The organism is Rheinheimera sp., from assembly GCF_037442345.1.
In the GTDB taxonomy this organism is placed as follows: domain Bacteria; phylum Pseudomonadota; class Gammaproteobacteria; order Enterobacterales; family Alteromonadaceae; genus Pararheinheimera.
This window is the reverse complement of record NZ_JBBIQL010000014.1, coordinates 104687-127278: the sequence shown is the minus strand read 5'-3', so window position 1 is coordinate 127278 and position 22592 is coordinate 104687. Positions and strand designations below refer to the sequence as shown.

Sequence of the window (22592 nt, the reverse complement as noted above, 5' to 3'; positions counted from 1 at the left end):
CTTCGAGGGGCCTACTGCAAAGCCACCTTCTTCAGAAGGTGGATTCTTTACTTGGGCAGCATGGTATGGAGTGGATCAGGAGTGACGCAATGCAAAACAATGGGGCTATTCAGACCTTAGTGGTGGTTGGTGGCGGCTCAGCTGGCTGGATGACTGCCGCTATGCTGAGCTCCCAACTAAATGGTATTCATATCCAACTGGTGGAGTCGGATCAGATCGGCACTATAGGGGTAGGCGAAGCCACCATTCCGCCTATTAAACGTTTTAATGCAATGCTCGGGTTGGATGAACATGAGTTTCTACGCCGCTGCAACGGTTCGATCAAACTGGGTATTCAGTTTGAAAACTGGCTGCAGCCTGGCCACAGCTACTTTCATCAGTTTGGCCGTTTTGGTGCCGATTTTGACTATATCCCCTTTCCTTATTTTTATTACCAGGCCAAAACTCAGGGCTACCCCCATAGCATTCAGCAGTTTTCCGCGGCCTGGCAGCTGGCCAGCCGCAATAAATTTGCGCCGCCAAATCCGGATCCGCGCCATTTGTTTTCCGGCTTTGATTACGCTTACCACTTTGATGCCAGCCTGTATGCCGCCTTTTTACGCCAGTACGCTGAACAACGCGGAGTGGAGCGCATAGAAGGCCGTATTGCTGCAGTAAACCGCACCAGCAGTGGTGCTATTGCCGATCTGGTGCTGGAGTCAGGTCAGGTTGTCAGCGGGCAGTTTTTTGTCGACTGTACCGGATTACAGGCATTGTTGTTGGGTAAGACGCTGGGCGTGGATTTTATAGACTGGTCTGAGTATCTGTTTAATGACAGTGCTGTGGCGGTGCAAAGCCTGCTGGCCGGGCCTGTGCGGCCTTACACCCGATCCATTGCGCATCAGGCAGGCTGGCAATGGCGTATTCCGCTGCAAACCCGGATGGGCAATGGCAATGTGTTCAGCAGCCGTTATATGACCGCACAAGCTGCTACTGATTTATTAGTCAGTTCAGTGGAAGGGCCGCTGAAAACCGACCCCCGGCTGATCCGCTTTCAGACCGGGCGGCGCCGTGCATTCTGGCAGCACAATTGTGTGGCTATTGGTTTGTCCGCTGGTTTTCTGGAGCCGCTGGAATCGACCAGCCTGCACCTGATCCAACGTGGCATCATGCGGCTGCTCAGCCTGTTTCCGTCCGCGGTGCCGAATGAAGCCGATATTGCCGAATACAATGCGCAGACGGTGGCGGAATACGAACATATCCGCGATTTTATAGTGTTGCATTACCACGCGACTCAACGACGGGACAGCCCTTATTGGCAGGATTGCGCCAGCATGGCGTTGCCGGAATCATTGCAGCAACGCCTGCAGTTATTCTGCCAGCACGGGCACTTGCGCATAGAGGATAAAGAGTTGTTTAAGCAGGAAAGCTGGTGGGCTGTGTTGCTCGGGCAAGGCATAGAGCCGCAACAGGCCGCGCCTGTGACCCGGCATAAACAGCATCTGGACCTGCGCCGTACTTTGGATGCGATGCTGAGCGCCTATCAGGATGGTGCACTCAGCGCTTCAGGTCATGAGCAATACCTGATGAAGCATTGTGCGTACAGCCCTTTATAGTTTCTGTCTGAGTAACGCGGCTGCGGCCGGTGGATTGGCACTTTGTTCGGCCCGTCCCAGATAAAAACGCGCTTCATCCTTGCGGCCAGCCTGCTGCAAAATAGCGGCGGCCTGGTAATTGACCTGACCGTCATGAGGCAGCGCGTCGGCCAGAATTTTCAGCGCTTTGACCAGCATGTCGCCGTCTTTTTGCTGATGGTAAAGTGCCGCACTGCGCTGGATCATGCCAAGCCAATCCATTTTGCCTTGCACATAGGCCAGAGCCCAGGCTTGTTCCTCGTTCTGAGGGGCAGGAAACTGCACGGCTTCGGGCTGGCTTTTAAAGGGATAATCGCTTAACAGCTGTTGTATTTTCAGCCATCCGGCATGTTCTTCAGCAGGCAATAACGGCCGCTCCAGCCAGCTTAACCCGGAAGGAACAGCTTTGGTCAGGCCTGGTATCTGCTGCTGCCGGAACAGGGCCTGATAAAAGCTGTCCGCCAGTACAAAATAACCCTGTGGATTGGGGTGCAAATGTTCCAGCATCAGGCTGTTGCCTATCAGCCCGTCTGCGGCGTGCTGGCGGAATGCGGCTTCGGTTTCGACCAGCACAGCCTGCTGTTCCTGCGCCAGCTGACGGATGCGTTGATTGATGGCACTGGGCGCACGAAAACGCAACAAGTCCAGATCCCGGGCCCGCAGCAGGTGGTGTTCAGCCAATTGCATCAAACCGGCCTGACGCAGCAATTGCCCGAGCTGGTAGTGAAAATCTGCGCTGGACGAGTTCTGTGCGCTCAGGCGGGTCAGCTTCTGCTGTGTGGTCGGGCTCTGCAGCTCTGCTGCTTGCACTAGCTTCAGTTGCTGTTGTTCTTCAGCAGACAGCGCTGTGCTGCTAAAAGGCGGCTGGTCGGCGATATTGCTGGCCACAGTGGCCAGGTACACTGGAATACCGGCTTGGGCGTAGTTTTGCAGCAGGGCCGTCATATTACGGCTGAATTGCTCCAGGCCGGCCTGATACAGAGGGGAGTCCAGTGCAATGTGTTTATGCCGGGCTACCTGTGCCATCAGAGTGCGGGTGGATGGACTGGGGTCTGTGCTGGCACTGGGGGTCAGCAGTTGCTCCAGCAACTGCACCAGATACAGCTGGCGCAACTGGATCAGCAACCTGTTCAGCCAGATGGATTGTGACGCAACGTAACTGGACCCCACACCCAGCAGGCCAAGGTATTCGTTATGACCGGCATAAATCAGCACAGCGTCTGGTTGCAGCGCAATAATTTCATCGGACAAATCCAGCAAGGTGTAACTGTTAACCGCAGATAAGGCCGTGTTGACCACTTCTATGTGCCGGTCGGGCATAGTACGGCGCAGCCGTTGTTCCAGCATACCTGCCAAAGAAGCCCCCATGCCATAAGGGTAACCGGCGGCGGTGGAGCCTCCTTGCACGACCAGCCGCAACCCATGGGGCGGTTTTTGTTTCAGCACAAAACTGGGTTCCAGCTGCACATTGGGCCGGCTGGCCGGGTTGGGGAAATAACGGTTAATAATGGCCGGGTTGGTCACCCAATACTGCGGCGCGGCCGGGTTCTCCAGCAGCAAAGGCGTGTGTTGACCCAGGCTGAGCAGCCGTAGCAGTGCTTCGAGCAGGAATAAAAGCAACAGTGGAATACACAAAGCTATCAATCTGAACAACCAGAGCCGCATAAATCCTCTTTCACCCGTTCAGGAGCCGGGCCTGGGGACTGCCGGGGGCTCTGTTCAAACTTCAGTTTATTCTGTACTTTAAGCCAACCGCAAAATAGACGTCAATTTCATGAAGTACATCCTGGGCATCTCCTGCTTTTATCACGACAGCGCTGCCTGCTTATTGCATCAGGGCCAGATAGTGGCCGCAGCGCAAGAAGAGCGTTTCAGCCGGGTGAAACATGACGCGGCTTTTCCGCTGGACGCCATTCGTTATTGCCTGCAGCAGGCCGGTATAGGGCTGGAGCAAGTCAGCCAGGTGGTGTATTACGACAAACCGCTGCTGAAATTTGAACGTTTGCTGGACACTTACCTGGCCTGTGCCCCCAGGGGGTTTTTAAGTTTTGTCCGGGCTATGCCGGTCTGGTTGAAAGAAAAGCTGTATCTGAAATCTGTGCTGCGGCGTGAGCTGCGACAACTTGGCGCCACCGCGCCATTGCCGGAATTGCTGTTTTGCCAGCATCACCAATCCCATGCTGCGTCGGCTTTTTACCCTTCCCCTTTTCAGAAGGCCCTGGTGATTTGTCTCGATGGTGTAGGGGAATGGGTGACCAGTTCCATCTGGCTGGGCGAAGGTAACCAGTTGACAGCGCTGCAGGAATTGCATTTTCCGCATTCGTTGGGTTTGTTGTATTCAGCCTTCACCCAATACTGTGGTTTTCGGGTGAACTCCGGCGAATACAAACTGATGGGCCTGGCTCCTTACGGTGAGCCCCGTTATGTGGAGCTGATTTACCAGCACCTGATCGATGTGAAAGCGGATGGCAGCTTTGCACTGAATATGGATTATTTTGCTTACCCTGTGGGCGAACGTATGATCAACAGCCGCTTTGAACAGCTGCTGGGCCGGCCTGCGCTGGCTTATGACGCCACACCGGATCAGCACTATCTGGACGCCGCCCGCTCAGTGCAACAGGTGACCGAAGAAGTGGTGATGGCGATAGTGCGTCATGCCTGTGACCGGTATGGCGTGCGGGATATCTGTCTGGCTGGTGGGGTGGCGCTTAATTGTGTCGCTAATGGCCGTTTAGTGGCAGAGCAGGTCTGTGACCGGCTCTGGATCCAACCTGCGGCCGGTGATGCCGGTGGGGCTTTGGGAGCGGCCATGCTGGCCTGGTTTGGCCACCATCAGCAGCCCAGAATAGCCGATGAGGTACAGGACCAGATGCAACTGGCCTTGTTGGGGCCAGAGTACAGTTCGGCGCAAATCAGAGCCGAGCTGCAGCAGCAGGGCCTGGTCTTTACTGAGTTGCAGGCCGAAGATAAATACCAGCAGGTTGCCGGTTTGCTGGCGCAGGGGGCTGTGGTTGGCTGGTTTCAGGGCCGCATGGAATTTGGGCCCCGCGCTTTGGGGCACCGCTCAATTCTGGCAGACCCCCGCTGTGCGCAGATGCAGAAAACCCTGAACCTGAAAATTAAACAACGTGAATCCTTCCGGCCTTTTGCCCCGGCCGTACTGGCGGAGCGGGCTCAGGAATTTTTTGCCTTGGCGCATCAAAGCCCTTATATGTTGCTGGTCGCCGCACTGCAACCAGAGCACCGGCTGGCTCCACAAGCAGAAAGCCAGGGGCTGGCGCAGCGGTTGCAGCCACGGTCGTTGTTACCGGCCATTACCCATGTCGACTACAGCGCCAGGCTACAAACGGTGTCGGCGCAACATCAGCAGTTTTATCCTTTGCTGAAAGCGTTCGAACAACAAACAGGTTGTCCTGTGTTGATCAACACCTCTTTTAACGTGCGCGGCGAGCCGCCGGTGTGCAGCCCGGCTGACGCCATCGCGGGTTTTCTGGCCACCGAAATGGATTACCTGGTGCTGGGTGATTTTTTACTGAGCAAAACCCAACAGCCACACGACCAACTGGAGCAGGCCCGCCAGCGCTCCTTTACGCCGGACTAATTGTTATGTCAAAACCTGGTTCTGAGTTGCAGTTAAAAACTTTTGGTTATCAAATGGCCGTTGCATTGCCGCTGCTGTTTGGGCTTGGCTTGCCCTGGTTATTGGAGTACAGCTGGCCGCTGTGGCCCTGGCTGGTTGCTGCGGTGCTGGCCATTTTGGCTTTTGTTTGTGCCAGAGCCTTGCAGCCTGTGTACCGCAGCTGGTTTTGGCTGACGCATCTGCTTGGGTTGATCAACTCAAAGCTGTTACTGGCGCTGCTGTTTTACCTGCTGGTTCTGCCTTTTGGCCTGATAGCACGCTTTTTGGGCAAACTGGGCTACCATGCAAAACCTAAAGCGCAACAGGGCAGTTACTGGCGACAGCCTGAGCATTCAACCTCCAATCTGAAGGATCCGTTTTGATGAAAGAGTTTCTGCTGGATTTATGGGCGTTTTTACGGGTGCGGAAAAAGCTCTGGTTATTGCCGTTGTTTCTGATTATGGCCCTGTTGGGGGGCTTGATTGTCGCCAGTCAGCAGTCGGCTTTAGCGGGGCTGATTTATACCTTGTTCTGATCACAATGAACTCTCCTTGTCGAAGCGTCTGAATTGCAGACGCTTTGTCCTGGCATCGTCTTGACTCCGATTGGTGCAACTGCAGGTTGCTAACCAGGCTGTTTTTCGCGGGCTTGCAACCAGGCGCACTGCAATAGTGCAAGAATTCAGTGGTTAGCACCCTTGTGTGGCAAAGAGTCGTACTTGAATACGTATTCATGTTGTACATAAAAGCCAATCAGCTTAATTAGTCAGACTGAAACGATGTCTGACAACTCTCTGAGTCCATCAGGCGTCTTTTGACAACAACAAAAAACACCGGGGATAAGGGCATGCATAAATTCAAATTAAGTATGTTAACAGTGGCTATGGCAACCGCAGGCTTGATGTCTGGTGCTGTCGCTGCTGATCAGGCTGCTGACACTCAAAATAACAAGCAGCTGTCTGCCAAAGAAAAAGCCAAACAAGAAGCTCAGTTAGAAGTCATTGAGATCAAAGGTTTCCGCCGCTCAGTGGTCGACTCCATCAACACCAAACGTTTTTCGCCAAACGTCGTGGAATCTATCTCGGCGGAAGACATTGGTAAGTTACCGGATTCCAGTATTGCGGAATCTATTTCCCGCCTGCCTGGTTTAACCAGCCAGCGCCTGGACGGCCGCGCCAGCCGCGTCAGTATCCGTGGTTTTGGTGAAAACGAAAGCGCTACAACCTTTAACGGCCGTGAGCAGGTCTCTATCGGTGATAACCGGGGCGTGGAATTCGACCTGTACCCATCAGAAATTATGAGCGGTGTGACCGTTTATAAAACGCCAAACGCCACACTGGAAGCCGAAGGTATTGCCGGTGTGATCGACATGCAGACCGTGAAGCCTTTGAGCCGTGAGCGCACACTGCAGTTCAGTGGCCAGTATGAACAAACCAGTCTGGACAAACTGAACCCGGACGGGAATGACTCTGGCGGCCGCGGCACCATTTCTTACATCGACAAATTTGCCGATGACAAAGTAGGTATTGCTTTTGCGTACACCACTATGGCGTCACCTAACCAGGAAAAACGCTGGAACGCCTGGGGGTTTAATGGTGCAAAACTGGATGGTGACGATATCACTATGCTCGGTGGTGCCAAGCCATTTGTCCGCTCTTCTACGTTAGAGCGTGACAGTGCGTTATTTGTGCTGGAAGCGGCTCCGACGGACGATCTGAAGCTGACCTTTGACGCCTTATATGTGGATTTCAACGACGAAAAAATCCTGCGTGGTATCGAAATTCCATACGGCTGGGGTTATGCGGTTTCAGATGCCAACACCGAAATTCTGGCGCGTGATGGCGATTTCGTCACCAGCGCACGTAAGTCCGGTGAAAAACTGGTGGTACGTAATGACGCGGAAGACCGTTCTGCCGAAATGACCGCTGTTGGGTTTAATGTGGATTACAACCTGAATGACGACTGGTCTTTGGAATTCGACGTGTCCAATTCGCAGGTCGACCGTAAAATCTGGAGTATGGAAAGCTATTCAGGTTATGGCCGTGGTGACTTCAATGGCCCGTACGACACTATTACCTACAGCTTAGTGGATGGCACCAACGGCGCTATCTTTACGCCGACACTGGACTACGGTGATTTTGACCTGGTGAAATTAGGTGGCCCACGCAGCTGGGGTTCAAGCGCAGTGCTGAACAACACCTATGGTATCAATGGCGACCCTATTTATCAGAACTCCGCTCAGGATGGCTTTATCAATGCCCCTGAAATCAGCGATGAACTGACCAGCTTTAAACTGGCGGCCACTCAGCTGCTGGAAGATGCCGGTATGTTCACCAAAATGAACTACGGCGTGTCGTTCCGTGACCGTGAGAAGCAGAAGAAGTCTGAAGGTTATTTCATGACCTTAAAAGATTTCCCTGCCATGGTTTCAGTGCCAGAGCAATACCGTTTAGGTACGGCCAACCTGGACTTTATCGGTATGGGCGACATGATTGCGTATGATTCCCGTGGTCTGGTGCGTGACGGTTATTACAACCTGATCCAGGAAAGCCTGACCAACCCGGATCACTCGGCTAAGAGCTGGACTGTCAATGAAGAAATCCTGGCCTACTTTGTACAGGCCGATTTTGAAACAGAACTGGGCAGCATTCCGGTGACTGGTAACTTCGGTCTGCGTTACCTGGATACAGAGCAGTCATCCCAAGGTACTGCTTACAACACTGTCAATGGTCAGGTTGTCTTTACGCCGACTGATGTCAGCCATAGCTACTCGCACCTGTTACCAAGCCTGAACCTGACCTTTGATGTGGCAGAAGATCAAAGTGTGCGTTTAGGTGCGGCCAAGACACTGTCTCGTGCCCGTCTGGATGAAATGCATGCGTCGGTCAGTGCCTCGTACAATTCAACACCAGATGCCAACGGTAACTACTGGGCTATCAGTGGTGGTAACCCGTTACTGGAACCAAAAGAAGCCACAGGTGTAGATTTAACCTATGAAAACTACTTCAGCGAAGAAGGTTATTTCTCTGTTGCTTATTACTGGAAAGACCTGAATGAGTGGATTTTTGATGGTCGCTACCAGCTGGAACTGGAAGGTGTAGCCAACCCGAATACAGGTGAAATTCCTGCGACGTCCGGGGCCACAGGCTCAGGTAAAGTGAATGGCGGTGGCGGTACTCTGCATGGGTATGAACTGTCTGTCACCCTGCCATTTAACTTTGTCAGCCCTATGCTGGATGGTTTTGGTCTGATTGCCAGCCACAGCCGCGTGTCTCAGGATGTGACGGATCAGAATGGCAATGCTTACTCGCTGCCAGGTCTCTCAGATACGGTTCAGACTCTGACGGGTTACTATGATCACAATGGCTTCCAGGCGCGTGCCAGCCTGCGTAAACGCAGTGACTTTAAAGGCGATGTCTACGGCATCGGCTTTAATACCCAACAGGTTGACGTGAAAGGTGAAACCATTGTTGACGCCCAAATCGGTTATGACTTTGGCGAAGGCGGTTTTACTGAGCTGCAAGGCCTGTCGGTATTCCTGCAGGGCCAGAACCTGAGCGACGAGCCATTCGTTTCGCTGCAGGACGGTCGTGTCCGTGACTATCAGCAGTACGGCAGAACCTTCCTGTTAGGTTTCAGCTACAAAATGTAACAGCTGTTTCGGCAGAAAACCCCGGCATTGACTGGGGTTTTTTTTCGTGACCATGTTAGCGTAGTGACAAGGCGTAAAGCGGACACCTGAAGAGGCAGTGATGCAGCAGAAACCAGTAAAAAAAGTGGTGATTTTGGGAGGCGGCACCGCCGGTTGGATCTCCGCCTCGTTGTTAGTGAAAATTCTCGGCAAGGTGCTGGATATCAGCCTGGTCGAATCGGATGATATTGGCATAGTCGGTGTGGGCGAAGCCACCATACCGCCTATTCAAAGCCTGAATGCGGCTTTGGGTTTGCAGGAAGAAGATTTTCTGCGCGAAACCATGGGCAGCATCAAACTGGGTATTCAGTTTGAACACTGGGGGGCCGTGGGCGACAGCTATATGCATGCCTTTGGCACAGTAGGCAAAGACTTCCCTTTTTGCCATTTCAACCATTTCTGGCGTCGGTCCGAACAACTGGGCATGGGCTATGGTTATTGGGATTTTTCGCTGAATTATCAGGCATCGTTACAGAACAAATTCAGCAAACTGGACAGGATTGAAGGGGTCAATCTGGGTGGCCTGACCTATGCCTATCACTTTGATGCCGGCCTGTATGCCCGGTTTTTACGTAAATACAGCGAGTCGGTTGGCGTAAAGCGCATTGAAGGTAAAGTGGCTTCAGTGCAGCAAAACCCACAAAGTGGCGATATCGAGGCATTGGTGCTCGCATCGGGCGAACGTATTGAAGGCGATTTATTTCTCGACTGCAGTGGTTTACACAGCCTGCTGATCGATAAAACCCTGAATACAGGCTTTGAAGACTGGTCACACTGGTTACCAGCTGACAGCGCCGTGGCTGTGCCTTCGGCCCGAACCGAACCCATAGTGCCTTATACCCGTTCCATTGCCCATGCCAACGGCTGGCAATGGCGTATTCCGCTGCAGCACCGCACCGGCAATGGCTTTGTGTATTCCAGTAAATACTGTACAGACGAGGAAGCCAAACAGCTGTTGCTGAGCAATCTGGACAGCGAAGCACTGGCTGAACCCAGGGTGATTAAATTCCGCACCGGGCGGCGCCTGCAGCAATGGCAGCGCAATGTGGTCAGCATTGGTTTATCCAGCGGTTTTCTGGAACCGCTCGAATCCACCAGCATTCACCTGATCCAGTCCGGTGTGCTGCGATTGCTGAAGTTTTTTCCGCATCTGGGCATTAATGATGCGGACAGAGCCGAGTACAACCGCCAGTCAAAAACCGAATTCGAACAAATCCGCGACTTTATTATTCTGCATTACAAGCTGAACCGCCGGCAGGACAGTAAATTCTGGCGTGATTGCCAGAACATGGCGGTGCCTGACAGTCTGCAACGCAAAATGCAGCTGTTTGCCCAGTCTGGCCTGGTGTGTCGTGAGCAGGATGAACTGTTCAGCGAAATTGCCTGGCAGCAGGTGATGATAGGGCAGGGACTGATCCCGGCCGATCATCATCCCCTGGTGGATGCGCTATCGGAAGCGCAGTTACAGGATATGCTGCAGAATCTGAAAGTTATCTTTGCGAAAACCACTGAACGTCTTGGCAGTCACCAGCAGTTTCTGGCGCATGTCGCCAAAAACGCCTGAGTACTGTGACAGGAGAGTAAATGAATAATCTGGATCTGATGAGTTGCCGTGGCTGGGTGCTGGCCCTTTGTCTGGCTTTTCCGCTGTCGGCGGCCGCCGCCGAGTACCAATCCCACCAATTGCAGCAAAACAGGCTGCAGGTGCAGACCGACGAGTACCAGCTGCAACTGAGTTTTAAAAGCAGCGGTGCGGTGGAGGTGTTTTACCAACAGCCCGGCGTCAAACAGCTGCCCTCTTTTGCCCTGGCTGAACCTGAACTGGCCTTGCCAGCCCAACTGAAAGACGACAATACAGCGTTGCAGTTTGGCACGGACCAGCTGCAGGTGCGGCTGCAAAAATCACCGCTGCAGTTGCAGTTTTACCGGGGCAAAGAGCTTATTTTGGCCGAAGAAGCCGGTTATTTTGCCCATCAAACCCTGCGTGGTTTTCGCTTTGCGTTAACGCCGGACGAAAAACTGCTGGGTGGTGGCGAGCGGGTGCTTGGTATGGACAGAAGGGGCCAGCGCCTGCCGCTCTACAACAAAGCCAGTTATGGCTACAACGGCGAAACCAAACAAATGTATTTTGGTTTGCCGGCTGTGCTGTCGAGCAAAAAATACGCGCTGGTGTTTGACAACAGCGCCAGTGGTTTCCTTGATTTAGGCGCGACAGAAAAAGACGTGCTGCAGTTTGAAGCCGCTGCTGGCCGCACGGCTTACCTGGTGATGACGGCCCCAGGCTACCCGCAGTTAATGCAGCAGTATGTCAATGCCACAGGGAAACAACCTTTGCCGCCGCGTTGGGCCTTGGGCAACTTTGCTTCGCGTTTTGGTTACCGCTCTGAGCAGCAAAGCCGTGACATAGTGCAGAAGTTCCATGATGCCGATTTTCCGCTCGACGCGCTGGTGCTGGACCTGTACTGGTTTGGCAAAGACATTCAGGGCCATATGGGCAACCTGGCCTGGGACAACGAGGCTTTCCCGCAACCAAAACAAATGATTGCAGATTTAAAAGCCAAAGGCGTCAACACCATTCTGATCACCGAACCTTTTGTGCTGAGCAGTTCCAAACGCTGGGATGAAGCCGTGGCTGCCAATGCGCTGGCGAAAAACCTGGCGGGACAGCCAAAGCGTTTTGATTTCTACTTTGGCAATACCGGCCTGGTGGATGTGTTTTCCAAAGACGGCCAGGCCTGGTTTAACGGTATTTACAACCAACTGGCCCAAGACGGCGTGGCCGGCTGGTGGGGCGATTTAGGCGAGCCTGAAGTGCACCCTTATGACACAGTGCACTCTGTGGGCACCGCCGATGAAATTCACAATGCCTACGGCCATCAATGGGCCGCTATGTTGTACCAGAACCGCCTTGAGCAGCAGCCACAGCAGCGGCCGATGATTATGATGCGCGCCGGTTTTGCCGGGTCGCAGCGCTACGGCATGATCCCCTGGACTGGGGATGTTGACCGCTCCTGGGGCGGCTTAAAACCACAAGTGGAACTGGCACTGCAAATGGGCCTGCTGGGCATGGGTTATACCCATTCCGATTTGGGCGGTTTTGCCGGTGGTGAGCAATTCGATCAGGAGCTCTATGTGCGCTGGCTGCAATACGGTGTGTTTCAGCCCGTGTTCCGGCCTCATGCGCAGGAGCATATAGCGCCTGAGCCTGTGCTTCACGACCAGGCCACTCAGGACCTGCTGCGGCCTTTCGTCAAGCTGCGTTACCGCATGGCGGCGTACAATTACACCCTGGCTTACCAGAACTCCACTTTGGGCTTACCCCTGATGCGGCCGCTGTTTTTTGCGGACGACAGCCAGCCACAGCTGATGCTGAATAAAGACAGCTACTTCTGGGGGGATGCCTTTTTGGTTACCCCGGTCACAGCACCGGGCGTAAAAGCCGTAACAGTGCAGCTGCCTCAAGGCGTCTGGCTGGATTATTTCACCGGCCAGCGCTACGAAGGTGGCCGCAGTATTGAGCAGCCGACCAGCCTGAGCACTTTACCTGTGCTGGTCAAAGCCGGTGCTTTTGTGCCTTTGGTACCGGCCGTGCAGAGCCTGAGCCAATACAGCAGCCGTCAGCTGGAACTGCATTATTACCATGACGACAGCGTCAGTCAGGCACAGGGAGAGATGTTCGAAGACGATGGCCGCTCGCCAGACAGCCTGGCCAAAGGCCAGTATGAGCTGCTGAAATTCAATGCCACTTATGCCCAAGGTCAGTTGCAACTGAGCTTAGATCGCACTGGCCTGGGGTATGCCGGTATGCCAGCACAACGCAGCCTGACGCTGGTGGTGCATCAATTTAGTAAGGCAAGCGCCATCACGCTGGATGGTCAGACCCTGCCAGAGCTGCCAAGCCAGGCTGCGCTGGACGGGGCGGCGGTTGGCTTCTACCGGGATAAAACCAACAACAAGGTATGGCTGAAATTCGACTGGCAGCGAGCACGGCATCAGCTGCAACTGACAACAGGGAGCTAAGATGAAACAGGTTCTGTGGCTAAGTATTTCGCTGATGGCGGCCTCAGCCGGGGCTGCGACTATAGACCGGCTGGAGCCCGCCTTCTGGTGGGCAGGGATGAAAGAACCCAGCCTGCAGCTGATGGTGTATGGCAAAGGGATCCAGCATTCAACTGTGAGCCTGAAGTACCCCGGTGTCCGTGTCACAGGTATTCAGAAAACGGCGAACCCGAACTACCTGTTTATTGACCTGCAGCTGGCGGCCGACGTGCAGCCGGGTCAGTTTGATCTGGTGTTTTCGCAAAGTGGCAAAGAGCAAAGCCGTTATCAGTACCGCCTGTTACCACGGCGTGCAGGCTCAGCAGAGCGGCAGGGCTTCAGCCAGAAAGATACTATTTATCTGATTACACCAGACCGCTTTGTCAACGGTGACCCGGGCAACGACAGCGTGGCGGGTTTGCCAGACCGGCTGGACAGAAGCAATCCGGGTGGCCGCCATGGCGGCGATATTGCCGGTATGCAACAGGCGCTGCCGTATTTGCAGCAGCTCGGCATCACACAAATCTGGCCGCAGCCTTTGGTGGAAAATAACAGCGCGGCTTATTCCTACCATGGCTATGGCGCCACAGATTTATACAAAATTGACCCGCGTTTTGGCAGCAATGCCAGCTACCAGGCCTTTGTTGCGGCCGCCAAAAAGCACGGCATAGGGGTGATCCAGGACATAGTGGTCAACCATATTGGGGTGGATCACTGGTGGGTAAAGGATTTACCGTCCAACGACTGGCTGAATTATGGCGGCAGCTTCCAGCCGACCAACCATGCCCGCACCACGGTGCAGGACCCTTATGCGTCGGACGCCGATAAAAAAGCTTTTGTGGATGGCTGGTTTGTCGACAGCATGCCTGATCTCAACCAGCGCAACCCGCTGCTGGCGACTTACCTGATCCAGAACTCGGTCTGGTGGGTGGAATATGCCGATTTATCCGGTATTCGGGAAGACACTTACCCTTATGCTGACAAAAACTTCTTAACCGCCTGGTCGAAACGCCTGATGACCGAGTACCCCAATTTCAATATTGTCGGTGAAGAGTGGAGTGCCAACCCGCAGGTGGTGTCGTACTGGCAACGTGGCAAACAGAACCCTGACGGCTATGTGTCCTACACCCCCAGCATGATGGATTTTCCGCTCTATTATGCGTTGCTGGGGGCCTTAACTGCGCCTGAGAGTTGGGATGCCGGTTGGGTGAAATTGTATGAAGCCCTGGCCAACGATGTGCTGTATCCAGACCCGACCAACCTGGTGCTGTTTGAAGGCAACCACGACACAGCCCGGCTGTTTTCACTGCTGGACAATGACGTTGACCTGTACCGGATGGCCCTGGTGTATCTGTTTACCAGCCCACGTATTCCGCAGCTGTATTACGGCACCGAAATTCTGGCGCAAAGCCCGAAACAACGGGACGATGGCCTGGTGCGCAGTGATTTTCCCGGCGGCTGGGCGGGCGATGACCGCAATGCCTTTACCGGCAAAGGTTTAACAGCGCAGCAGCAACAGGCACAGCAGCTGGTGAAACGGCTGGCCAATCTGCGCAAAAACCAACAGGTGTTGCAGCAGGGCAAGATGAAACATTTCAGCCCCCTGGATGGGGTTTACAGTTACGCCCGTTACAACGACAAGGAACAAATCTGGGTGTTTTTTAATAAAAACAACAGCGACAGTCTGTTGCCGCAAAGCCGTTTTGCCGAGCTGATGCCTGCCGGGGCCAAAGCGACCAATCTGCTGACAGACCAGGCGGTGCAACTGGGCTCACAGCTCACTGTTCCGGCCCGGGGCACAGTGCTGCTACACATCCTGTTACCTTAAACAGCGGCCAGTTGGTCGTTAATCCATACAAGCCTGCTGGACATCAGCAGGCTTTTCTTTACACTGGTCCGGTCCAGGATGCGCTTAGGCGCAGTGTGTATCTCAATAAAAAATAACGAAATTCAACGAGGTTCTTATGCAACATCAATCCTTACTGGCGGTGGCCGTACTGGCTGCACTGGCCGGTTGTGGTCAGCCGCAACAGGCTGTGCCTGCTGACAGCAAGCCAGCGGCTGTGGCAGAACAAAAACAACTGACGTCCGGCATTGAAGTGGCCAATATGGACACCAGCGTTAAACCACAACAGGATTTTTTCCGCTACGTAAACGGCCAGTGGCTGGAACGCACCGAAATTCCGGCTGATAAAGGCCGTTGGGGCAGCTTTGATGAGCTGCGCGAAAATGCTGACAAACAAGTGCTGGCTATTGTGAAAGAGCTGGCGGCACAACCTGCGGATGCAGGCACAGACGCACAGAAAATTGCTGACTTGTACCGCTCTTATATGGACACTGAAACGCTGGACAAGCTGGGCCTGACCCCGCTGACGGCAGGTTTTGAGCGCATCGACAGCCTGAAAACCCATGCAGATCTGGCTGTACTCTGGGGCGAATGGCAGGCCTACCGTGTGGGAACCCCTGTGGTGCTCTTTGTCGGTCAGGATCAGAAACAGTCTGATCAATACACCACTATGCTGAATCAGGCCGGTTTGGGTATGCCAGACCGCGACTACTACCTGAACAGCGACGAAAAATCGAAAGAGACACAAACCAAATACCTGGCGTATATCCAGAAAGTGGCCGAGCTGGCCGGCTGGCAAGAGCCGGCTAAAGTGGCTGCCACTGTGTACGCTATTGAAGAGAAACTGGCGAAAGAGCAGTGGAGCCGGGTACAAAACCGCGACCGCAATGCCACGTACAACAAGCTGACAGTGGCTCAACTGGCCGAAACCGCACCTGGCCTGGATTGGGCGGCGCTGCTGAAAGCGGCCAGGCTGGATACAGTCAGTGAGGTTGTCGTACGTCAGCCAACCTATCTGGCTGCTTTTGCCAAACTGCAGGCCGAAATTCCAGTGGCAGACTGGCAGACGTACCTGAAGTTCCATCTGGTCCGCGCCAACAGCGACAGCCTGGCCAAAGCCTTTGACGAGGCCAGCTTCGAGTTTTACGGCAAAACCTTATCTGGCCTGGAAGCCCAACGTGAGCGTGAAAAACGGGCGGTGGAATCTGTGCAGCAGGCGCTGGGGTTTATGGTCGGCAAAATGTACGTTGAGCGCTACTTTAAACCTGAAGCCAAAGAACGGATGGATCAGCTGATCAAAAACCTGCGGCTGGCGTTTAAAGAGTCGATTGATGGTCTGGAGTGGATGAGCCCAGAAACCAAACTGGCGGCACAGGAAAAACTGGCCAAGTTCAACACCAAAATTGGTTATCCGGATGTCTGGCGTGACTACAGCTGCCTGGAAATCAAAGGTGGTGATTTGATGGGCAATATGCAGCGCTCCAGCCAGTGTGAATACGACCGCATGATTGACAAACTGGGCAAGCCAGTAGACCGCACTGAGTGGGGCATGACACCTCAGACAGTGAACGCCTACTACAGCTCGACGATGAACGAAATTGTGTTCCCGGCCGCTATTCTGCAACCACCATTCTTTAATGTGGACGCCGATGACGCGGTGAACTACGGCGCTATCGGTGGTGTGATTGGTCACGAAATTACCCACGGCTTTGACGACCAGGGCAGCCGCTCTGATGGCAACGGTAACCTGAAAGACTGGTGGAAGCCGGTGGATGCCGAGCAGTTTAAAAAGCGCACCCAACTGATGGTTGAGCAGTACAGTGCCTTTAACCCTATTGACGATTTAAAACTGCAGGGCGCGTTGGGCCTGGGTGAAAACATTGCCGATTTGGGTGGCCTGACCGTGGCTTTTAAAGCCTACCAGAATTCTTTGCAGGGCAAAGCAGCGCCGGTTTTGGACGGCTTCACGGGCGATCAGCGCTTCTTTATGGGCTGGTCTCAGGTGTGGCGTATCAAGTTCCGCGACGCCGCACTGCGTCAGCAAGTGATCACAGGCCCGCACTCTCCGGGCATGTACCGCGTGCTGGGCGTGCTGTCGAATATGCCTGAGTTCTACCAGACCTTCGACGTCAAACCGGGTGACGGCATGTACAGACCGGACGATGTGCGGGTGAAGATTTGGTAAGCGCTAATGCATTGAGTTGGTTGAATTAACCCTTTATAAGCCCTGGACTGTCTGGGGCTTTATTTTTGTTGATTACGCAGTGGCCACCCTCTTGCCATCAGCCACAGTAAAAATACGCAGGCATGTGCGTTGAGTGCAAAGCTGCAGTCGAAAAGGATTTCCAATGGCGAATTTCACTTTATTTAAAAGTTATACTGCGTGGTTGCTATCCAGTGCGAACTTTTTGGTCACACTCCTCTTTTTGCTGGTTTTTTATGCCTTCCATGACAAGGTCTTTAACTCGGCTTCAGTCGTCGATATGAATTACCTGACTGCGACCATAGTGGCACACGGCGCTTTGGTTTTTTATGGTGGGAAATTCATCGTATTTGTCTGTAAACCCAAAACTCTGGCGATTGTCGTGCAGCAGGGAACAGTGCAGCTTGGTAGCGGTGCGTCTATTGCTGTGGATAAGGCGGTGTTCCGGCTGAACAGGTTTGATGACGAAGTGGTGGTGATTAATTTTTACCACAACGACAAAAATGTACTGAATATTGATCTCGGGTACCAATGTCCAGATGGCTTTAAGCCGCTCGCCAAACAACTGCAAAGCATGCAGTGCATCGTTGAATTGACCTAGCTAAAACTCTGGGTCTGTTTCAGTGCTTAAAGTGAGTCACCGCAGGCAGCCAAAAGAGAGCTGGCTGCTTGAATACGTATTCATCTGTAGTAGCATGGAAAAGCTGCTCTAATCGGGCACCCGCGCGCGTTGGCAGTGTCTGTCGTACTGCCGCAGCAAACGCGGTATCGGTGACACATATTCTAAAACAGGACTTCAGTCCGGACGCTCTCTGGCAACAGCCCCTAAAGTTGTTTGCACTGCAGGGCTTAATAAGACAACAGGACAGCAGATGAAACAACCACAGTTAAGCTTCTGGCAGATCTGGAACCTGAGTTTCGGTTTTTTGGGGGTGCAAATTGGCTTTGCACTGCAAAACGGCAATGTCAGCCGTATTTTATCCGACTTAGGCGCCGATTTATCGTCGTTATCGTTATTCTGGCTGGCCGCCCCTATTATGGGCTTGCTGGTGCAACCAATTGTGGGCGCGGCGTCTGACCGCACCTGGAATAAACTGGGCCGGCGTTTGCCTTTTATGCTGGGTGGGGCCTTAGTGGCGGCGGCGGCCATGTTGCTGTTGCCAAACTCGTCGATGGTGGTGGCTTTTATTCCGCCTATGTTGTTTGGTCTGGTGATTTTTGCCATTAAAGACGCCGCCTTTAACGTCACCTTTCAGCCGTTCCGCTCTTTGGTGTCGGACATGGTGCCGGCCAATCAGCGTAACCTGGGTTACTCAGTACAAACGCTGCTGATCAATATTGGCGCTGTGGTCGGTTCTGTATTGCCTTTTGTGCTGACCAATGTGATGGGGCTGAACAATGCCTCCACACCGGGTGAAGTGGCGCCTTCCGTGGTCTGGTCTTTCTATATTGGGGCCGCTATTTTGCTGGGCTCAGTGGCCTGGACTGTGTACCGCACTCATGAATACCCGCCGGAGCAGTACTTTGCCTACAAAGGTGAAACCGCGCAGCCTGCTGAACCTGCCGAAAAAAGCTTTGGCGAAAAGCTGGCCGGTTTCTGGCAAACCACCAAAACCATGCCACGTATTATGCGTCAGCTGGCGCTGGTACAGTTTTTCTCCTGGTTTTCGTTATTTATTATGTGGACTTATTTCCCGGCTGCTATTGCTCAGCACAGCTGGGGCGTGGACGTGCAATGGTTTGACCCGGCGTATATCACCCAGATGGGAGGCTTGCCGGCCGATATTGCCGCCGCCAAAGGTGCTGCAGGCGACTGGGTGGGTATTCTGTATGCCGGTTATTCTTTGTTTGCCGTGCTGTTCGCGCTGGTGATGGCCAAACTGGCCAACCTGTTTGGCCGCCGTCTGGTGTATTCAGCCGCGCTGCTGTGCGGTGGTTTGGGTTACCTGAGTTTTATTCTGTTTAAAGACCCCAGCATGATTGAAGTGGATTTACTGATCACCCAGGTCACTATTCCACAAGGGGCCCTGAGCCTGATGTTCCCTATGGTCGGCATTGGTATTGCCTGGGCCGCTATTCTGGCCATGCCATACGCCATTCTGGCGGGTGCATTGCCAGCGCACCGCACCGGCGTTTATATGGGGATTTTTAACTTCACCATAGCCGCACCACAGATTATCTCAGGCCTGCTGGCCGGTTGGATCTTAGGCAACCTGTTTGCCAACAATGCGGTGTACATTGTGATGCTGGCCGGTGGCTCTATGGTGCTGGGCGCCCTGTCGGTCTGGCTGGTGCAGGATAAAGACAGCAAAGAGTAACTGCTGCCGTGATTGACAACAAAGCCGCTGATACAGCGGCTTTGTTGTTTCTGGCAGCGTTCATTCAGCCGGGATTATTTCAATCTGTACTGACACCATAACTGACGCTGTTTGGCGTTTTGCCAGCTCCAGGCCAGAATGCGGCTGCTTTTCTGGCCTTGTTGCATCTCAATGGATTTGACTTCGGCTCCGGCTTGCTGCGCCTGTCTGGTTAACGCTGGCAGGTGATCGGCTTTGGACACCAGGCTGCTGAACCAGAGCACCTGGCTGGCGAAGGTTTTGCTTTCATCAATCATCTGGCGGATAAACCCCAGTTCACCCCCTTCACAGACCAGCTCATGGCGGCGGCCAGCGAAATTCAGCCCGCTGCCGGTTAAGCCGAGCTGACGTTGTTTGCGTTCGGTACCGGCGGCTGCTTCTTGCTCTGTGGCATGAAAAGGCGGGTTGCACATTGTCAGTTCAAATAAATCTTTGGGGCCAATAATGCCGTTAAAGATCTGTTGTGCCGAAGCCTGCTGGCGCAGCGAAATTTTCCCCTGCAGCTGGTTCTGTTCTATCAGCTGCGCGGCCACAGCCAGAGCGTCCGGGTCCAGTTCTGCTGCCACTACCTGCCAGCCGTAGTCGGCCTGCGCCAGCAGTGGGTAAATCAGGTTGGCACCGGTGCCAATGTCCAGCAGCTGTACCTTGCGGCCTTTCACCAGTTTGCCGGTTTCCTCTGCCAGCAGGTCGGCCAGATGGTGCAGGTAATCCACCCGGCCAGGCACGGCAGGGCATAAAAAGCCGTCCGGCAATTGCCAGTGCTGCACACCATAGTGGTGGGCTAATAAAGCTTTGTTTAACTGTAAAACTGCCGCAGGGTCGGCAAAGTCAATGGATAAACGGCCATAGCCATTGTCGCGCACAAAGGGCTGTAAGGCCGCATTGGCCAAGGTTAATGCGGCGAAATCATAGCCGTGCAGGTGTTGGTTACGTAAGTGCATAGGGGGCGGGTTGGCTCAGCTTTGCGCGCCGCAGGACTGACGCACCACAATTTTCGGTTCAATTTCCGTCAGTTGCACCGTTTCATGGTTAATCAGGCGCAGCAGGTTCACCACCAGCATTTCACCGGCCAAAGAGGTGTTCTGCGCTATGGTCGTCAGGGCTGGCGACGAAAACGACGCCACCGGAATATCGTCAAAACCCACCACAGCCACATCTTCGGGTATGCGTTTGCCGAGTTTTTGCAGCGCACGCATCGCCCCTATGGCGATCAAATCGCTGGCACAAAACAGGGCGTCAAAGTCGTTGCCTTGGGCCTGCAGCTGCATAATGGCGTCAAAACCAGCCTGTTCAGTGGAGATGGCATCCAGCTGCGCCACCTGGGATTCGTCTATACCCGCCTCTGCAATGGCTTTCAGCATGCCCTGATAACGGTCAAAAAACTCCGGGCTGCCTGCCGAGGCATTGCCAATAAAGGCAAAACGGCGCCGGCCCAGGCCCAATAAATGCTGGCCGGCCAGTTTGCCACCTTCGAGGTTATTGCTGCGGATGGTCACTTCCGGATGGTTCAGTACTTCGGCCCCCCAGCAGACAAAATGAGTTTGTTGTGCCAGCAGGGTATCCAGTTTTTCTTCGTAATCTTTGTAGTCGCCATAGCCCAGCAGAATAATGCCATCGGCTTTTTTACTGTCTTCGTAATCGGCATGCCAGTCGTTACTCAGTTGCTGAAAGGACACCAACAGATCATGACCCCGCTGACTGCAGGCGCGGGTAATGCTGCCCAGCATCGACAGGAAAAACGGATTAATCTGCGATTCGTCCACAGTCGGGTCTTCAAACAACAACAAGGCCAAAGTACCACTGCGTTGTTTACGCAGGTTGCTGGCGTTTTTATCCACCTTGTAATTCAACTGCTTGGCAATAGCGAAGATTTTATCTTTGGTTTCCTGATTCACAGCCGGGCTGTCGCGCAGCGCGCGCGACACTGTGGATTGAGACACCCCTGCCAGATAAGCGATATCAAAAGAGGTCGCTTTTCCTTTTAGTACGGGCCATTGCGTTTTGTCTGACTTCATCTGAGGATTCGGTGCTGTTTACGACTGATGCGGCATCATAGCATTATTCCGCTGGATTGGATCGCGGCAGACCAACGTGCAAAAATTGTCATGCATTTTGTGAAACATTGTTATGTTGGCTTAAGCTGGTTTTCAGAAACTGCTAAAGTATCGCCATCTGATGAGGGCTGGTTGAGGTTTCAGGGGTATTTTTGCAGCAGTCTGGCCGCACCCTGAACTTTGTCACTCGTCGCTTATTCAGACGAACTAAACTTCGCTCCTCGTTTCGCGTTCAGAACGCCACCAGAGCGGACAAAATTTAATCTCGAACGTCCACAGGCCCTAGTGAGTTATTCCTATGAAGAAACTGCTGATGATTGTGCTGTTGTGTCTCAGCGGTCTCCAGACTGCTTTTGCCTCCTGCACAGAAACATCTGCGTCCGCTGATTGTGTGGAATCAGGCCAGCTGAATCTGGCGCTGGCCTTTGGCCTGGGTCAACGCACCAATCCTCTGCATCAGGGCGAAAATGTGCCTTTGTTGCTGATACCGGATGTCAGTTATTACGGCGACCGCTGGTTTTGGGATAACACCACGGCAGGTTACAGCCTGGTGCAGCAGCCTGATTTTGTGATGAGCCTTGTGGTGAAGCTGAATCAGGAAAAAGGCTATTTTCAGCGCTGGTTTGCCGGCAACCTGATGACCTACAGCACCTCGGGCTCGCTGTTGCCGCCAGAAGTCGATACAGGGACGACCAAACAAATGGCGATGGTGTCTGTCACTGAGGTGAATAAAAGACCCACAGCCTGGGATGCTGGCGTGCAATTGCAATGGTTCGGTCAGGGCTGGCAACTGGGTATGAACCTGATGCAGGACGCCAGCGGTGCTTATGACGGCCAGAATGCCAGTGTCTCAGCCAGCACTCAGGTCCCTCTGGCCGGAGGTCAGCTGCAGCTGGGCGCCAATCTGCACTGGAAAAGCCGGAAGCTGATAGACAGGTATTATGGGCTGGATGATTCGGAGCTGTTTTATCTGCAGCGTTATCGGGGGGAAGCCAGCTGGCAACCTGAACTAAGGCTGGGCTGGCAAAAAGCGTTAACACCCCAATGGTCCTTGCTGAGCTTCTATCGTATGCTGTTGCTGGATGATGCAATGACAGACAGTCCTTTGGTAAAAAGCTCCAGGGTGCATACCTGGTTTGTCGGGGTGAGTTACCAATTTTTTTAAGGCAGGG

Annotated in this window: 15 protein-coding genes; 12 read left to right on the top strand and 3 right to left on the bottom strand. The window is 53.6% G+C overall.

Annotation, left to right across the window (positions count from 1 at the left end; genetic code table 11):
- The first annotated feature begins 89 nt into the window (after window positions 1–89).
- Entirely contained in the window at window positions 90–1595 is a 1506-nt protein-coding gene (locus tag WKJ04_RS10455; RefSeq protein ID WP_337880374.1) for a tryptophan halogenase family protein, read from the top strand.
- On the opposite strand, the gene WKJ04_RS10450 is transcribed toward WKJ04_RS10455, so the two are convergent.
- Complete coding sequence (locus WKJ04_RS10450) at window positions 1590–3278, bottom strand: SGNH/GDSL hydrolase family protein (protein WP_337880373.1); 1689 nt, start codon at window positions 3276–3278, stop codon at window positions 1590–1592. The genes WKJ04_RS10455 and WKJ04_RS10450 overlap by 6 nt on opposite strands.
- 109 nt (window positions 3279–3387) lie before the next feature.
- On the opposite strand from WKJ04_RS10450, the gene WKJ04_RS10445 reads away from it, so the two are divergent.
- From WKJ04_RS10445 to WKJ04_RS10400, 10 genes are all read left to right on the top strand, one after another.
- Window positions 3388–5214: a carbamoyltransferase gene (locus tag WKJ04_RS10445; RefSeq protein WP_337880372.1), complete on the top strand. Its 1827-nt coding sequence runs from the start codon at window positions 3388–3390 to the stop codon at window positions 5212–5214.
- A 5-nt stretch (window positions 5215–5219) separates the two neighbouring features.
- Window positions 5220–5615 carry an SxtJ family membrane protein gene (locus tag WKJ04_RS10440; RefSeq protein ID WP_337880371.1) on the top strand — a complete coding sequence of 132 codons (396 nt, stop codon included), beginning with the start codon at window positions 5220–5222 and terminating at the stop codon, window positions 5613–5615.
- Window positions 5615–5767 carry a DUF5989 family protein gene (locus tag WKJ04_RS10435; protein WP_337880370.1) on the top strand — a complete coding sequence of 51 codons (153 nt, stop codon included), beginning with the start codon at window positions 5615–5617 and terminating at the stop codon, window positions 5765–5767. The genes WKJ04_RS10440 and WKJ04_RS10435 overlap by 1 nt, the downstream gene beginning before the upstream one ends.
- A gap of 311 nt (window positions 5768–6078) precedes the next feature.
- The gene (locus WKJ04_RS10430) at window positions 6079–8883 is read left to right on the top strand and encodes a TonB-dependent receptor (RefSeq protein WP_337880369.1); all 2805 of its coding nucleotides are present in this window, start codon (window positions 6079–6081) and stop codon (window positions 8881–8883) included.
- A 100-nt stretch (window positions 8884–8983) separates the two neighbouring features.
- Window positions 8984–10486: a tryptophan halogenase family protein gene (locus WKJ04_RS10425; protein ID WP_337880368.1), complete on the top strand. Its 1503-nt coding sequence runs from the start codon at window positions 8984–8986 to the stop codon at window positions 10484–10486.
- Between the two features lie 20 nt (window positions 10487–10506).
- On the top strand, window positions 10507–12942 hold the full coding sequence (locus WKJ04_RS10420) for a TIM-barrel domain-containing protein (RefSeq protein ID WP_337880367.1): 2436 nt from the start codon (window positions 10507–10509) through the stop codon (window positions 12940–12942).
- A gap of 1 nt (window position 12943) precedes the next feature.
- Window positions 12944–14788, top strand: coding sequence for a glycoside hydrolase family 13 protein (locus WKJ04_RS10415; protein WP_337880366.1), 1845 nt, complete (start codon window positions 12944–12946; stop codon window positions 14786–14788).
- A gap of 136 nt (window positions 14789–14924) precedes the next feature.
- Window positions 14925–16991: a M13 family metallopeptidase gene (locus WKJ04_RS10410; protein ID WP_337880365.1), complete on the top strand. Its 2067-nt coding sequence runs from the start codon at window positions 14925–14927 to the stop codon at window positions 16989–16991.
- Window positions 16992–17214: 223 nt separating this feature from the next.
- The gene (locus tag WKJ04_RS10405; protein ID WP_337880364.1) at window positions 17215–17610 is read left to right on the top strand and encodes a hypothetical protein; all 396 of its coding nucleotides are present in this window, start codon (window positions 17215–17217) and stop codon (window positions 17608–17610) included.
- Between the two features lie 271 nt (window positions 17611–17881).
- Window positions 17882–19327 (top strand): MFS transporter, encoded by a 1446-nt coding sequence (locus tag WKJ04_RS10400; RefSeq protein WP_337880363.1) that lies wholly within the window; start codon window positions 17882–17884, stop codon window positions 19325–19327.
- A 74-nt stretch (window positions 19328–19401) separates the two neighbouring features.
- On the opposite strand, the gene rlmF is transcribed toward WKJ04_RS10400, so the two are convergent.
- Both rlmF and WKJ04_RS10390 read right to left on the bottom strand, forming a co-directional pair.
- Entirely contained in the window at window positions 19402–20307 is a 906-nt protein-coding gene (gene rlmF, locus WKJ04_RS10395) for a 23S rRNA (adenine(1618)-N(6))-methyltransferase RlmF (protein WP_337880362.1), read from the bottom strand.
- 15 nt (window positions 20308–20322) lie between these two features.
- Entirely contained in the window at window positions 20323–21381 is a 1059-nt protein-coding gene (locus WKJ04_RS10390; RefSeq protein ID WP_337880361.1) for a LacI family DNA-binding transcriptional regulator, read from the bottom strand.
- 337 nt (window positions 21382–21718) lie between these two features.
- On the opposite strand from WKJ04_RS10390, the gene WKJ04_RS10385 reads away from it, so the two are divergent.
- Complete coding sequence (locus WKJ04_RS10385) at window positions 21719–22585, top strand: MipA/OmpV family protein (RefSeq protein WP_337880360.1); 867 nt, start codon at window positions 21719–21721, stop codon at window positions 22583–22585.
- Window positions 22586–22592 lie beyond the last annotated feature (7 nt).